Source organism: Silicimonas lutimaris (genome assembly GCF_047314965.1).
Lineage (GTDB): Bacteria > Pseudomonadota > Alphaproteobacteria > Rhodobacterales > Rhodobacteraceae > JAVJUV01.
The window spans coordinates 170,058-183,421 of sequence record NZ_JBLBVK010000051.1 but is presented as its reverse complement, the minus strand read 5'-3'; the positions used below and the strand labels follow the sequence as shown (position 1 = coordinate 183,421).

Below are 13,364 nucleotides of genomic sequence, written 5' to 3'. Positions count from 1 at the left end.
GAGATGGTGATGCCGGGCGACAACGTGTCGTTCACGGTGGAACTGATCGCCCCGATTGCGATGGAAGAGAAGCTCCGCTTCGCCATCCGTGAAGGCGGACGCACCGTCGGCGCAGGCGTCGTCTCGAAAATCATCGAGTAATCCGCCAGCGCTTCGAGGCGCGGCGAAAGATCAGGGGCCGTCGGGTAACCGGCGGCCCTTTTCCTTTTGGTTCCGGCACCTGGAGGCCGGGTTGAGACCGCGCAGCAGCCGTGCGGCAACCGCGGTTTCCTGAACTCGTGCAGCCGGGGACCGGATATTGAGCCAACCTATGCGAAACAGCGCTTGATTCCGGACGAGCGACGGATTAGGCAACTCCGGCCTTAGGGGTGTAGCTCAGTTGGTAGAGCATCGGTCTCCAAAACCGAGGGTCGGGGGTTCGAGTCCCTCCGCCCCTGCCAGGCGCAGAAGAGGAGCAGGACAAATGGACACGCACCGCATCTGACCGTCATCCGACATTCAGACAAGAAAGGTGCCTCCATGCCGTTCCCTTCTCCCGACACTCGTCATCCGCTGATTCTTCCCGATGGCACTCCGCACAAAGGCGCTGTGTTCCTGTCCGCCGTGATCGATCATCCCCGAATCGAGGTGGGCGACTACACCTACGCCTTCGATGCCGATGCGCCCGAGGACTGGGCCGGGCGTCTTGCGCCCTATCTCTTCCCGTTCTCGCCCGAGCGGCTGGTGATTGGCCGTTTCTGCCAGATCGCGAACGGTGCGCGGTTCATTACGGCCTCTTCAAACCATCGCTACGACGGCATTTCGACCTATCCCTTCGCCATCTTCGACGGCGATCCCTCTGGGCGGCCCTCGATGCCGTCCCGATTTCCCGACACGGTGATCGGTAATGATGTCTGGATCAGCGATGGGGCCGCGATCCTGCCCGGCGCGCGGGTGGGATCCGGTGTGATCGTAGGTGCGCGGGCCGTCGTTTCGGGAGAGGTGCCGGACTATGCGATCGTTGCCGGCAACCCGGCGCGCGTGGTGCGGAAGCGCTTTTCAGACGAGGTGATCGGGCGGCTCATGGAGCTTGCCTGGTGGGACTGGCCCATTGAGACCATCGTGGCGTACGAGGCGGAAATCTGCGGCGGGGATGCCGCTGCATTGCAGGCTGTATTGCCCAAGGCTTGAAACACCGCGCGGAAAGCCGTATCTGCGCCCAAACACAAGGATCGAGAGAGACATGGCCGGAACCAGAAATCCGCTGCAGTTCGTTCAGGAAGTTCGCGCCGAGGTGTCGAAGGTCATCTGGCCGTCGCGCCGCGAGGTGCTGATCACTTCCACGATGGTCTTCTTTCTGGCGATCCTTACGGCTGCCTTCTTCTTCCTTGTGGATTTCCTGATCCGGCAAGGTCTTCAGGGCGTGCTTTCGCTGGTGGGCTGAAGCCCGCGTTCAGGGCACGCGTTCTGTCTTGAACTGCCGCGCCAAGGCGTGTATTCCGCCCACGACTCCCTGACATGGCCGGCCTGACTTTACAAGACGATGGCGGCTGTCCGGAACCCATAGCCGCAGCGGCGGCACAGTGATTGAAAAGGACGGAACATGGCCAAGCGCTGGTATTCGGTAAGCGTGCTGTCGAACTTCGAGAAGAAGATCGCGGAGCAGATTCGCCATGCGGTGGTCGACGCCGGCCTGGAAGACCAGATCGAGGAAGTTCTGGTTCCGACCGAGGAAGTCATCGAGATCCGCCGGGGCAAGAAAGTCACCACCGAGCGGCGTTTCATGCCCGGCTATGTGCTGGTGCGCATGGAGATGACCGACGAGGGCTATCACCTGATCAATTCGATCAACCGCGTTACGGGTTTCCTTGGACCCCAGGGTCGTCCGATGCCGATGCGCGACGAGGAAGTGAACCAGATCCTGAACCGCGTCGAGGAAGGCGAGGCCGCGCCGAAGCTGATGATCTCGTTCGACGTCGGCGAGAAGGTGAAGGTCAACGACGGTCCGTTCGAAGATTTCGACGGCACCGTGGAAGAGGTCGACGAAGACAACCAGCGCCTGAAGGTGACAGTCTCGATCTTCGGCCGCGCCACGCCGGTCGAACTGGAATTCACCCAGGTGTCGAAGCAAGTGTAAGCGATTTGCTCGCCGGGCGGCGCCAGCGCGAGCATACCCTGTTCGGCGGCCCCTAACGGGTGGGAATGCTGAAGAACGTGAAACTGTTGGTCTGGGTGACCATCGACACTCCGGTTTCGGCCATGAGGCTTGCCATCGCAGCGCCTCCGGTCGGGCAGGCCACGAGATCGGCCACATCGTCGAGGAAATCCACCGTGAATGCGGTTTCGCCGACCAGTTGGCATTCGTCCGCAGCACCGCGGTAACCGCGGACGAAGACCAGTTCCGGGTCGGGCTCACTGATCGCGACTTCGGGGGTCGCTTCGACGCATCCCGTCAGGGCCAGCGCAAAGGCGCAGCCAGCGATGCCGGACATCACCTTTTCGATCCGGACCATCAGTTTCATTCCCATTTCGCGTCTGTGCTGCGCCAGACCTTATCCTCGGGATCCCAGGCACTGGCCACGATACAGGGTGTCGGGTTGATGCAACCGCACTGCGAGCCGTGTACGTCCGCCAGAAGCACGCGGAACGGGCCGATGTTCGCCATGTCCCATCCCTGATTGAGAAGCGAGGACACGCGATCCCCGACCAGGAAGTGAGACATGCAGCCGCCAGTGCCGCAATAGAGCGATGCGGCTGACGAACAGGCAAACCCGGCTTCGTCCAGAGCCCAGTCCTTATAGATGTCGCCATCAAGATCGACGCGCTGTACGGCTCCGAATTCGAGGGCGAACTGACCGTTCTCGAAATCCGAACACGCCTGTTTGGCGGCCTCGACCTTTTCCAGCAATTGCTGGGGCAGTTCGGACCAGTCCTGAGCAATCGCCGGGCCAGTACAAATGGCCGCGGCGATCAAGGAGAGAGCGACCGTCCATGTTCCGGTGCCGGTGCGTTTGCCATTTCCAGATCGTTGGTCGCCCATCTCCGTATCTCTTTCCTTTCCGTGCGGTTCAATTGCACTGGTCGTATTCGTAGTCGCCCGACTCGATCCAGTTCCGCCCCCCGTCGCTGAAGACAAGGTACTCCGACCGGTCTTCGCCCAGGAGCGCAAATTGGAAGCCTCCAGGCGGCTGGGAGTTTCCGAAGTAGCTGTATGCAGTCATGGCGCGGACGGTCTCGCCATTTACCGTAACGATGGCGTCCCACTGGTCGCCTGACTGTCCCACGATGGCATATTCGATGACCCGCTGAATAGCGCCGCCGCCGCAGTAGACGATGCCCTCGGGCACTTCCATGGCCGGAGACTGGGACGCCGATGCGCCGGAGTTGCAGGCGGCGCGCAGTGATCTGACCGCCGCGGCCGAGCCTTGGAGCGTGAAGATGCCGTAGGTGATGTCCTGATCGATCATCGACAGGTTCAGAACTGCGTTCCGCGCAATCTGGTCCAGAACGAAATCGTAATCGCCCTGATCGTAGAACCGAATCTCGACGGGATAGTTGTCGACGATCGAAATCTCCGCGTTCGAAGCTCCAGCCTGAAACGCGCCAGTCTCGGTGGAGCCGTTCTTCATGAAGCGGAACGAAAGGCCCTGTTTGGAGACGATGTCCTGAGAGTCCTCATAGCCGGCGGGCGCGAAACGCACCCGGTCGCACTGCAGTTCAAGCGTCGCCTTGTCGGTCTGGATGAAGGCGTTGGGATACATCCCCGTGCTGAAGCTCCATTCAGCCTGAGCCGAAGTGGCGGCAACAAGGCAGGCTAAGGTCATGAGGAGCAGGCGATGAATGGGGAACAGCATCGAGCGAGCCTTTCTCTACGAATATCCAAAAAATAGACCACTAGATCTGCAAGTATGTCGAGTTCTCTTGCACCGTGCCTATCCGTTTGGCGCACGCGATTAGACCAATGCTGCAACGGGTCCGTGGAATTCCTTAGGCGGCGGCTTTCCAGTCAGTTCGGGGCTTGAAATGCCTTTCCATCCCGTGTACCTCCCGCCAGTCCGCTCTGCGGGCATATCTGTGGGAGGCGAGGGCATCGCGATGTCCGGACCGGACCACATCGACATGAACTTGCCGGAACGCGTTTCGGCGAGGTTGAGAAAGGAGGGCCTCCAATGGCCAAGAAAGTCGTCGGCACCCTGAAGCTTCAGGTGAAAGCCGGCCAAGCGAACCCCTCTCCGCCGGTCGGACCGGCGCTGGGTCAGCGCGGCATCAATATCATGGAATTCTGCAAGGCGTTCAACGCCAAGACGCAGGAAATGGAGCCGGGTGCGCCTTGCCCCACCGTGATTACCTATTACCAGGACAAATCCTTTACGATGGATATCAAGACGCCGCCCGCGTCCTATTTCCTGAAGAAGGCGGCCAAGCTCAAGTCGGGTGCGAACAAGCCTTCGCGCGAGACCGCCGGCACGGTCACCACGGCCCAACTGCGCGAGATCGCAGAGGCCAAGATGAAGGACCTGAATGCCAACGACGTCGAAGCCGCGATGAAGATCATCCTCGGCTCGGCCAAGTCGATGGGCATCGAGGTGAAGGGGTAATCGCCATGGCAAAGCTTGGAAAACGCACGAAAGCAGCCCGCGAAGCCTTCGCCGGCAAGGAAAACCTCTCGCTGGAAGAGGCGGTCAGCCTGATCAAGGCCAACGCCAACGCCAAGTTCGACGAGACGGTGGAAATCGCGATGAACCTCGGTGTCGATCCGCGCCACGCCGACCAGATGGTCCGCGGCTCGGTGACGCTGCCGAACGGCACAGGCAAAACTGTCCGCGTCGCCGTCTTCGCCCGTGGCGTCAAGGCCGATGAGGCCAAGGCCGCTGGCGCCGACATCGTGGGCGCCGAGGACCTGATGGAAACCATCCAGGGCGGAAAGATCGAGTTCGATCGCTGCATTGCGACGCCGGACATGATGCCGATCGTCGGTCGTCTGGGCAAGGTTCTTGGTCCGCGCAACCTGATGCCGAACCCGAAGGTCGGAACGGTGACCATGGACGTCAAGGAGGCCATCGAGGCAGCCAAGGGCGGTCAGGTAACCTTCAAGGTCGAGAAGGCCGGCGTGGTGCATGCCGGTGTTGGCAAGGTGTCGTTCGACGAGGCCAAACTGGTCGAGAACGTTCGTGCCTTCGTCGAGGCCGTGTCGCGGGCGAAGCCCACGGGCGCCAAGGGCACCTACATGAAGCGCGTCGCTCTGTCGTCCACCATGGGCCCGGGCGTGACCGTTGACGTAGTGTCGGCGACCGGCAACGCCTGATCGGTTCCGGATAGAAATTGTGAAAGGCGGCGGGCCAGTGCCCGCCGCTTTTTTCTTGCCTGGTTGCAGCGATTGCCCAGCGGTCCCGAGCATCCTACATTCCCGGCAGAGCAGGAGGGTGACGGCATGTTTTTCGCGTTCTGGGGGTCCCTGGTGATTGGCGGTCTTGTCGCCTATTTCTCGGAGAAATGGGGGTTCACCCATCACGGCTACCTGCAGGCGATCATCATCGCGCTGGGTGGCGTCATCCTGTTCTTCATGGCGCGGGTGATGTTCAACATCTCGCTGGGCAGTCACGGCCTGAACGCGATCGTCGGCGCGGCGGGCGCACTGGTTCTGATCCCGTCGGAAGCCATTGCGCGGCGCAGGCGCAAATAGACCCGGTCAGCTCTGCCGGTCGCGCGGTGGGCGCGCTTTGTAGACCGGAAGCCGCCAGCCGAAAGCCAGGGAACCCGCCCGCAGCAGGAATGTTACGGCCGCCGTGACCGACAGAGCGGCAACGAGGCCGAGTGTCGGGGCCAGAAGGACCCCGGATGCGGCGCCGACGAAAGCCGCAGTGACATAGAGTTCGCCCTGGCGCAGAACCATCGGCACCTCGTTCGCGACGACATCGCGCATCAGTCCGCCCATCGTGCCGGTGAGAACGCCCATTATGATCGCGACTGCAGATCCCACGCCGGTACCATAGGCCGCAGCCAGGCCTGCGGGCACCGCGACCGAAAGCGCGGCGGCATCGAACCATGTCAGCCAGCGCGCGCGGCTTTCGACAAGATGGGCCGTGAAGAAGACCACGATGGCGGCACTTGCCGCGATGAGCAGATATGAGGGTCGGTCGATCCAGAACGGTGTCCGGTCGAGCAGGAGATCGCGCACCGTGCCGCCGCCCACGGCCGTCAGCGCTGCGAAGAAAAGGAACCCGATGATATCAAGCTGCGCTCTCGACGCCGCCAACCCGCCGGTCAACGCGAAAACGAAGACCGATGCCCCGTCCAGCAGCGCGATCAGGGTCATTGCTCCGATCTCGAAGGCTTGAAAGGCTCCATACCTGCGCGGGCCAGCTCGTCGGCGCGTTCGTTCTCTGGATGGCCGGCATGACCCTTGATCCATTCCCATGTCACGTCGTGGCGCAGCCGCGCCTCGTCAAGCCGCTGCCAGAGATCGACGTTCTTGACCGGTTTCTTGTTCGAGGTTTTCCAGCCGTTCCGTTTCCAGCCGTGGATCCAGCTTTCCACCCCGTTCTTCACATAGGCCGAATCCGTGACCAGCGTGATGGCCGAGGACCGCTCCAGCGCCTCCAGCGCGTTGATCGCGGCAAGAAGTTCCATGCGGTTGTTGGTCGTGTCCGCCTCGCCGCCTTTCAACTCGCGTTCCTTCAGCACGGTCTCGCCGTTCCGGGCAATCAACAGCGCGCCCCAGCCTCCGGGGCCGGGGTTGCCCGAGCAGGCACCGTCGGTATAGGCAAATAGCTCCGTCATGCCGGAATGGCGTTCAGGCCGACATGGCCCGGCATGGCCGCGATGCGGTCCAGCCAGCGGTTGATTGCAGGAAACCGCCCCATGTCGAACCCGCCCTTGGTCCCGGCGCTGTGGGTGTAGCCATAGAGCGAGATGTCGGCGACCGTGGGCCCGTCCGTTGCGATCCAGTCGTTCGTTTCAAGCCTGTTTTCCATCTGCTGCAGCAGACCATGCCCGCGTTCCAGAAGATCGGCCAGACGTTCAGGCGTCCGAAGGTGAGCGCGCGATGCGTAGGAGAGGATCGCCGCACGAACCGCGATTACGCCCTCGTGCTGGTTCTGTTCCCAGAACATCCAGCCCAGCATCCGGGCACGGTCGATCGGGTCGGACGGCATCCAGTCCGTGCCCTCCGCCAGATAGCAGAGGATCGCATTCGATTCCGGAAGGCGGGTGCCGTCCGGGAGTTCCAGAACCGGCAGTTTGCTGAGCGGCAGCGTTCCCTCGGCATGCGCTTTTGCGAGGGCCGGCGTTTCATACTCCATCCCGACATGGGTGTACGGCCGTCCCAGAAGTGAGAGCAGCAGCCTGACCTTGTAGCTGTTGCCGGAGGACGGCATGGAATAGAGGGTAAGTTTCGTCATCAAATCTTTCTCACCGTCAAAATCATCCAGGGAGCCAGAGTGCCGTCCAAACCTTCGTCTGCGCCGAAGTTGCGGGTTTCGACCGAAAGTCCGGCCTCTTCCAGCAGCGCTGTCAATTCGGCGTCCTGGTAATATGCGTAGAACCGGCCCAGCGCATCGCGGGCCTCACCATCGCCGCTCTTCAGTCCGATGTGAAACAGCCCCTTCGGCTTCAAGGCATCGGCGATGCGCCCAAGATGCTCTGGCATCTCCGACTTCGAGGCGTGAAGCAGCGAGAAATTGGCGTAGATGCCGTCATATTCACTGTCCGCCGTGAGGCTGGAAAAATCCCGAACCTCGATCGACAGCCCGAACTTCTCGGCGCCGATTGCAGCCATCTGTGGGGATGCATCCCATGCGTCCACAGCAAAGCCTTGATCGCGCATCACGGCGGCAGACCGCCCAGGTCCGCAGCCCAGATCCAGCACGCGCCCGCCTTTGGGCAGTTGAGACATGAAATGGGTCAGGTGCTTGCCGGGCGCTTCATCTCCGAACCGGGCCGCATAGTCCCCAGCGCGCTGCGCATAGACATCGAGTGTCTGCTTGTCGGTCATCAAAGCACCAGGAGTGAAAGGCAGGCGACGACGACCACGGTCAGGAGGATGCGCAGCCGCATCCACCACTCCGGCGCCAGACCTTGCCGCCAGAAGGCCCAGTCCAGTGCCAGAAGGCCGACGAAACCGGCGATCAGGTAGATCGCGGAAGAGGCCGGTCCCGCGCCGACCGTGAAGAACACAGAGAGCGCCGGAAGAACCGAGAGCGTGTATCCCGTCGCGGCCCGCGACCCGTGTGCCTTGGTCGCGAACCCCCAAAGCACGCCCGACATGAAGGCAAGGATGATCTGACCGTAGTTCAGAAGGACGAAGGGACCGGAGAAGCGTGCGCCAAGATTTTGCACGCCCCATGCGGCCAAATCTCCTGACAACAGCGTGGCAGCACCCCAAATGAATGGGATCAGCCCGGCCAGGCCAAGAGCGAACGGGGCGCGGGGAATCATGCCGGTTCCCGCAGAACGCGCGGCACTTTGAATTCGACGTTCTCGACGGCGGTTTCCACCATCTCGACTCTGACGTCATAGTGATCGCGGAACGCGTCGATGACCTCGTTGACAAGGACTTCGGGCGCGCTGGCTCCCGCGGTCAGGCCGACGGCAGAGGCACCGGAGAGGGCACGCCAGTCGATGTCGCCGGCTCTCTGGACGAGTTGTGCATAGCGGCAACCGGCGGTGCGACCGACTTCGACGAGGCGCTGCGAATTCGACGAGTTCGGCGCGCCGATGACAAGAAGCGCGTCGATTTTCGGCGCCATGGCCTTGACCGCTTCCTGCCTGTTCGTCGTGGCGTAGCAGATGTCTTCCTTGTGCGGGCCGACGATCGCGGGAAATCGCGACTGAAGCGCCGCGACGATATCGGCGGTATCGTCGACCGAGAGCGTGGTCTGAGTGATGAACGCCAGCTTCTCCGTATCGCGGGGCCGGATGGTGGCGACGTCATCGACGGTTTCCACCAGAATGACCTCGCCTTCGGGCAGCTGACCCATGGTGCCCAGCGTCTCGGGATGGCCGGCATGGCCGATCATCACCATCTGCAGGCCGTTCCTGAAGTGTCGTTCGGCCTCTATGTGGACCTTGGAGACCAGGGGGCAGGTGGCATCGACATAGACCATCTCGCGCCGCTCCGCCTCGGCCGGAACCGCCTTGGGCACGCCATGGGCCGAGAAGATGACAGGGCGGTCCGTCGGACACTCTTCCAGTTCCTCGACGAAGATCGCGCCCTTGTCGCGCAGACCGTCGACGACGAACTTGTTGTGCACGATTTCATGGCGCACGTAGACGGGGGCGCCCCATTTTTCGAGCGCCATCTCGACGATCTTGATGGCGCGATCGACACCGGCGCAGAAGCCGCGCGGCGCCGCGAGATACAGGGTAAGTGCAGGTTTGGTCATGCGCGTTTCTCCACATTCAGACCTATTCGCTGTTGCCGGATGCGTCCAGCCTTGCCTTGTCTGTTTTCCGCGGCATTTCTAGATCAGGGTGGCGGATCATGAGAAAGGGTCAGCGTAATGTGGAAGCCGGCGGTGGTGGCCGTTCTTGCGGGGGCAGGGTTGGCATATGTGGCAATCGACAGCCGGGCCTCCGAGGGCGCGTCGTTTGCCTATCGGGATTCCGAAGTCGTCGCGCTGGGTCAGGCCGTCTATGCCGAGCACTGCGCGGCCTGTCATGGCGAGGCGCTGGAAGGCCAGCCGGACTGGACGGAGCGTGATGCCGACGGTTATCTGCCTGCGCCGCCGCATGACGAGACCGGCCACACGTGGCACCATCCGGATGCGCAACTGTTCACGATCGTAAAGCTGGGCACCGAAGCGGTCGTCGGCGGGAATTACCGGTCGAACATGATGGGCTACGGCGATGTCCTCAGAGATGACGAGATCGTCGCCGTTCTGGCCTACATCAAAAGCACATGGCCGCGTCGCATCATCGAACGTCATGATGAATTGAACGCGGCCTATGAGGCGGCTAATTAGTCGAGGTCGTCTTCCCGCGGCTCGCGCGGGGGACGCCCGATGACATCCTTCAGTTCATCCAGTTCGATGAAATTGTCAGCCTGGCGGCGCAGTTCGTCGGCGATCATCGGCGGCTGCGAGCGGATGGTCGAGACGACCGACACGCGGACACCCTGGCGCTGCAGGCTTTCCACCAGCGGACGGAAGTCGCCGTCGCCCGAGAACAGCACGATGTGATCGACATGGGGTGCAAGTTCCATGGCATCGACCGTCAGTTCGATATCCATGTTGCCCTTGACCTTCCGGCGTCCCTGGCTGTCGGTGAACTCCTTGGCCGGTTTGGTGACCATGGAAAAACCGTTGTAGTGCAGCCAGTCAACGAGGGGCCGGATCGGCGAATACTCGTCGTTTTCCAGCAGGGCAGTGTAGTAGAACGCACGCAGCAGCTTGCCGCGGCGCTTGAATTCTTCGCGCAGGAGTTTGTAGTCGATGTCGAAACCTAATGACTTTGCCGCCGCATAAAGATTCGAGCCATCGATGAACAGCGCGAGCCGTTCGTCCCGATAGAACATGGAATGCCCTTCCTATTTTTGACCGGCGGTGAAATATCCGTGAGTGTGCATTGGAAATGCGTCCAGCCGGTCGGTTTAGGTAGTCGTAAATAATGAACAGATGCAACTATCCATAAGTGTATATCTTGTCAATTCGCCTATAGGTTTTATGGCGATAACCTAATGGATCGCAATTCCCTGCATCCGAGGAGGTTCCGCAAACTGCCGAGTATATGGGTGCATGAGGGCGAATTATCCATGAACGAATGCATTACCCAGGAGATGTAGGCAGGACGACGCCAGATTTTCCTTGTCTTTCCCAAGTGGCGCGCTTAGTTACACGGCCTGATCCCATTTCAGACGGAGACCTCAGATGGCCCGCGTGACGGTTGAAGATTGCGTTGACAAGGTTCCGAACCGGTTCGAGCTGGTGATGCTTGCCGCACATCGTGCGCGTGAGATTTCGACTGGCGCGCCGCTTACCGTGGATCGCGACAACGACAAGAACCCTGTCGTCAGCCTGCGCGAGATCGCGGAGGAGACTCAGTCGGCGGATCATCTGCGCGAACGCATGATCGAATCGCACCAGACGCAGATCGAGGTCGACGAGCCGGAAGATGACGCGATGGCCCTGCTTATGGGTGGCGGCGATTCTGACAAGCCCGCAGACGACGACATGAGCGAAGAGAAGCTTTTGCGTGCTTTGATGGAAGCACAGGGACAGCCGTAAGGGCTGGTCTCATCCCCCGGGGAGTGTGGGGCTAGCAATGATCGATGCCGATGACCTGATCGCGCTGGTCCAGAACTACAACCCGAAGACAAATGCCAAGCTGATCGCCCATGCCTACGAGTATGGGAAACGCATGCACGAGGGCCAGTTTCGCCACTCGGGCGAGCCCTATTTCTCGCACCCGGTCGCAGTTGCCGCCATCCTCACAGAGCAGCAGCTGGACGACGCGACGATCATCACGGCCCTGCTCCATGACACGATCGAGGATACCCGCTCGACCTATTCCGAAATCGAGAAGGAGTTTGGTCGTGAGATCGCGGATCTTGTCGATGGCGTCACAAAGCTGACCAACCTGCAACTGTCCTCGACCGAGACAAAGCAGGCCGAGAACTTCCGCAAGCTGTTTATGGCCATGTCCAAGGATCTGCGCGTTATCCTGGTGAAGCTGGCCGACCGGTTGCACAACATGCGCACGATCCGCTCCATGCGGCCCGACAAGCAGGTTCAGAAGGCGCGCGAGACAATGGATATCTTCGCGCCGCTGGCAGGCCGGATGGGCATGCAGTGGATGCGCGAGGAACTGGAAGACCTTGCCTTCCGCGTTCTGAACCCTGAAGCGCGCAACTCGATCATCCGCCGGTTCATCACTCTGCAGCGCGAAACCGGTGACGTGATCCAGCGAATTACCGCGGACATGGAGCTGGAACTGGAAAAGGCCGGGATCAAGGCCGAGGTTCTTGGGCGCGCGAAGAAACCGCATTCCATCTGGCGCAAGATGGAAGAGAAGAAGATCGGATTCTCTCGCCTCTCGGACATCTACGGCTTCCGCGTCATCGTCCCGACCGAGGCTGACTGTTACGCGGCTTTGGGTGCGGTGCATCAGCGCTGGCGCGCGGTGCCGGGGCGATTCAAGGATTACATCAGCCAGCCGAAGTCGAACGGGTACCGTTCCATACACACCACGGTTTCCGGCCGGGACGGAAAGCGCGTCGAGATCCAGATCCGAACGCGCGAGATGCACGAGGTGGCCGAGTCCGGTGTGGCTGCGCATTGGTCGTACCGTGACGGGGTACGCGCGGAAAACCCGTTCGCCGTCGACCCGGCCAAGTGGATTTCATCTCTGACAGAACGCTTCGATACCGAGGAGGATCACGACGAGTTCCTCGAGGCGGTCAAGCTGGAGATGTATACCGACCAGGTCTTCTGCTTCACGCCCAAGGGCGAAGTGGTCAAGCTGCCGCGCGGTGCGACGCCGCTGGATTTCGCTTACGCGATCCACACGCGCATCGGTGACGGTTGCGTCGGAGCGAAGATCGACGGAATCCGTGTTCCTCTTTGGACCCGCCTGAAGAATGGCCAGTCGGTCGAGATCATGACCGCCGAAGGCCAGCGCCCGCAGGTCACCTGGATCGACATCGTGGCCACGGGGCGCGCAAAGACCGCGATCCGGCGTTCGCTGCGCGAGGAGGACAAGGAGCGGTTCATCAAGCTGGGCCGGGAATTGGCGCGGGTGGCCTTCGAGCATGTCGGGCGGCGCATGACCGAGAAGGCCCTGACCACTGCGGCCAATCACCTGGGCGTCCACAACAGCACCGAGCTTCTTGCCCGGATCGGCTCGGCGGAACTTACTGCGCGCAAGGTGATCGAGACGCTTTATCCCGACCTGCCGCAGGAGACCGGGGACGAGATCGATGCCGCACGGGCCGTCGTGGGGCTGAATCCTGGCCAGACCTTTCGCCGCGCGGCCTGTTGTCAGCCGGTACCGGGCGAACGGATTGTCGGCATAAGCTATCGTGGAAAGGGCGTGATGATCCACGCCATCGATTGCCCTGCCCTGGCCGAGGTCGAGGAGGAATCGGGTCGCTGGGTCGATCTGCACTGGCAGGAAGGACGGCACCCGGCCGTTCACAATGTCAGCCTTGACCTGACGATCGCGAACGACTCGGGTGTCCTGGGCCGAATCTGCACGCTGATCGGCGAGCAGCGTGCAAATATCTCTGACCTGGTCTTCATCGACAGAAAACCGGACTTTTACCGTCTTATTGTTGACGTGGAGCTGCGCGATATTGAGCATCTGCATGCTCTGATGCTGGCGCTCGAGGCCGACAGCGACGTCGCCTCGATATCCCGGCACAGAGATCTGGAACGTAAACCGTGACGGAA

Annotated in this window: 20 protein-coding genes and 1 tRNA gene; 11 read left to right on the top strand and 10 right to left on the bottom strand. The window is 61.4% G+C overall.

Annotated elements, in window-relative coordinates; translation table 11 throughout:
• The 5 genes from ACKLNI_RS13235 to nusG form a co-directional block, all read left to right on the top strand.
• A partial coding sequence (locus ACKLNI_RS13235) for an EF-Tu C-terminal domain-related protein (RefSeq protein ID WP_488199641.1) occupies positions 1–141 on the top strand: 141 nt, incomplete at its 5' end.
• Positions 142–364: 223 nt separating this feature from the next.
• Positions 365–440 (top strand) — tRNA-Trp (locus ACKLNI_RS13230).
• A 79-nt stretch (positions 441–519) separates the two neighbouring features.
• Positions 520–1,170, top strand: coding sequence for a CatB-related O-acetyltransferase (locus tag ACKLNI_RS13225; RefSeq protein ID WP_413719547.1), 651 nt, complete (start codon positions 520–522; stop codon positions 1,168–1,170).
• A 52-nt stretch (positions 1,171–1,222) separates the two neighbouring features.
• Positions 1,223–1,423 carry a preprotein translocase subunit SecE gene (gene secE, locus ACKLNI_RS13220; protein ID WP_413719546.1) on the top strand — a complete coding sequence of 67 codons (201 nt, stop codon included), beginning with the start codon at positions 1,223–1,225 and terminating at the stop codon, positions 1,421–1,423.
• Between the two features lie 159 nt (positions 1,424–1,582).
• A complete protein-coding gene (gene nusG / locus ACKLNI_RS13215) occupies positions 1,583–2,116 on the top strand; it encodes a transcription termination/antitermination protein NusG (protein WP_413719545.1) in 534 nt (177 codons plus the stop codon).
• A 52-nt stretch (positions 2,117–2,168) separates the two neighbouring features.
• On the opposite strand, the gene ACKLNI_RS13210 is transcribed toward nusG, so the two are convergent.
• Genes ACKLNI_RS13210 through ACKLNI_RS13200 form a run of 3 tightly spaced genes read right to left on the bottom strand, consistent with a single transcriptional unit; the run spans position 2,169 to position 3,803 of the window.
• Entirely contained in the window at positions 2,169–2,501 is a 333-nt protein-coding gene (locus tag ACKLNI_RS13210) for a hypothetical protein (RefSeq protein WP_413719544.1), read from the bottom strand.
• On the bottom strand, positions 2,498–3,019 hold the full coding sequence (locus ACKLNI_RS13205) for a hypothetical protein (RefSeq protein WP_413719543.1): 522 nt from the start codon (positions 3,017–3,019) through the stop codon (positions 2,498–2,500). The genes ACKLNI_RS13210 and ACKLNI_RS13205 overlap by 4 nt, the downstream gene beginning before the upstream one ends.
• A gap of 28 nt (positions 3,020–3,047) precedes the next feature.
• Entirely contained in the window at positions 3,048–3,803 is a 756-nt protein-coding gene (locus ACKLNI_RS13200; RefSeq protein ID WP_413719542.1) for a hypothetical protein, read from the bottom strand.
• A gap of 345 nt (positions 3,804–4,148) precedes the next feature.
• Between ACKLNI_RS13200 and rplK the strand changes: the two genes are divergently transcribed.
• The 3 genes from rplK to ACKLNI_RS13185 all read left to right on the top strand — a co-directional run bounded on the left by rplK (position 4,149) and on the right by ACKLNI_RS13185 (position 5,662).
• On the top strand, positions 4,149–4,577 hold the full coding sequence (gene rplK, locus ACKLNI_RS13195) for a 50S ribosomal protein L11 (RefSeq protein WP_413719541.1): 429 nt from the start codon (positions 4,149–4,151) through the stop codon (positions 4,575–4,577).
• A gap of 5 nt (positions 4,578–4,582) precedes the next feature.
• Positions 4,583–5,284, top strand: coding sequence for a 50S ribosomal protein L1 (gene rplA, locus ACKLNI_RS13190; protein WP_413719540.1), 702 nt, complete (start codon positions 4,583–4,585; stop codon positions 5,282–5,284).
• A 126-nt stretch (positions 5,285–5,410) separates the two neighbouring features.
• Complete coding sequence (locus tag ACKLNI_RS13185; RefSeq protein ID WP_413719539.1) at positions 5,411–5,662, top strand: hypothetical protein; 252 nt, start codon at positions 5,411–5,413, stop codon at positions 5,660–5,662.
• 6 nt (positions 5,663–5,668) lie between these two features.
• Here ACKLNI_RS13185 and ACKLNI_RS13180 read toward each other — a convergent pair whose 3' ends face one another.
• The 6 genes from ACKLNI_RS13180 to ispH are packed head-to-tail and all read right to left on the bottom strand — an operon-like array spanning position 5,669 to position 9,362.
• The gene (locus tag ACKLNI_RS13180) at positions 5,669–6,295 is read right to left on the bottom strand and encodes a trimeric intracellular cation channel family protein (protein ID WP_413719538.1); all 627 of its coding nucleotides are present in this window, start codon (positions 6,293–6,295) and stop codon (positions 5,669–5,671) included.
• Positions 6,292–6,759 (bottom strand): ribonuclease HI, encoded by a 468-nt coding sequence (rnhA, locus tag ACKLNI_RS13175; RefSeq protein WP_413719537.1) that lies wholly within the window; start codon positions 6,757–6,759, stop codon positions 6,292–6,294. The genes ACKLNI_RS13180 and rnhA overlap by 4 nt, the downstream gene beginning before the upstream one ends.
• Entirely contained in the window at positions 6,756–7,379 is a 624-nt protein-coding gene (locus tag ACKLNI_RS13170; protein WP_413719536.1) for a glutathione S-transferase family protein, read from the bottom strand. The genes rnhA and ACKLNI_RS13170 overlap by 4 nt, the downstream gene beginning before the upstream one ends.
• Positions 7,379–7,972 (bottom strand): class I SAM-dependent DNA methyltransferase, encoded by a 594-nt coding sequence (locus ACKLNI_RS13165; RefSeq protein ID WP_413719535.1) that lies wholly within the window; start codon positions 7,970–7,972, stop codon positions 7,379–7,381. Before ACKLNI_RS13165 ends, ACKLNI_RS13170 begins: the two co-directional genes overlap by 1 nt.
• Positions 7,972–8,415 carry a DUF3429 domain-containing protein gene (locus tag ACKLNI_RS13160; RefSeq protein WP_413719534.1) on the bottom strand — a complete coding sequence of 148 codons (444 nt, stop codon included), beginning with the start codon at positions 8,413–8,415 and terminating at the stop codon, positions 7,972–7,974. The genes ACKLNI_RS13165 and ACKLNI_RS13160 overlap by 1 nt, the downstream gene beginning before the upstream one ends.
• A complete protein-coding gene (gene ispH, locus ACKLNI_RS13155) occupies positions 8,412–9,362 on the bottom strand; it encodes a 4-hydroxy-3-methylbut-2-enyl diphosphate reductase (RefSeq protein WP_413719533.1) in 951 nt (316 codons plus the stop codon). The genes ACKLNI_RS13160 and ispH overlap by 4 nt, the downstream gene beginning before the upstream one ends.
• Positions 9,363–9,479: 117 nt before the next feature.
• Between ispH and ACKLNI_RS13150 the strand changes: the two genes are divergently transcribed.
• Positions 9,480–9,941, top strand: coding sequence for a c-type cytochrome (locus ACKLNI_RS13150; protein ID WP_413719532.1), 462 nt, complete (start codon positions 9,480–9,482; stop codon positions 9,939–9,941).
• On the opposite strand, the gene ACKLNI_RS13145 is transcribed toward ACKLNI_RS13150, so the two are convergent.
• Entirely contained in the window at positions 9,938–10,492 is a 555-nt protein-coding gene (locus ACKLNI_RS13145) for a LabA-like NYN domain-containing protein (protein WP_413719531.1), read from the bottom strand. The two genes, ACKLNI_RS13150 and ACKLNI_RS13145, sit on opposite strands and share 4 nt — an antisense overlap.
• 352 nt (positions 10,493–10,844) lie before the next feature.
• On the opposite strand from ACKLNI_RS13145, the gene rpoZ reads away from it, so the two are divergent.
• Positions 10,845–11,201: a DNA-directed RNA polymerase subunit omega gene (gene rpoZ / locus ACKLNI_RS13140; RefSeq protein WP_413719530.1), complete on the top strand. Its 357-nt coding sequence runs from the start codon at positions 10,845–10,847 to the stop codon at positions 11,199–11,201.
• Positions 11,202–11,238: 37 nt separating this feature from the next.
• Positions 11,239–13,359, top strand: coding sequence for a RelA/SpoT family protein (locus ACKLNI_RS13135; RefSeq protein WP_413719529.1), 2,121 nt, complete (start codon positions 11,239–11,241; stop codon positions 13,357–13,359).
• The last annotated feature ends 5 nt before the right edge of the window (positions 13,360–13,364 follow it).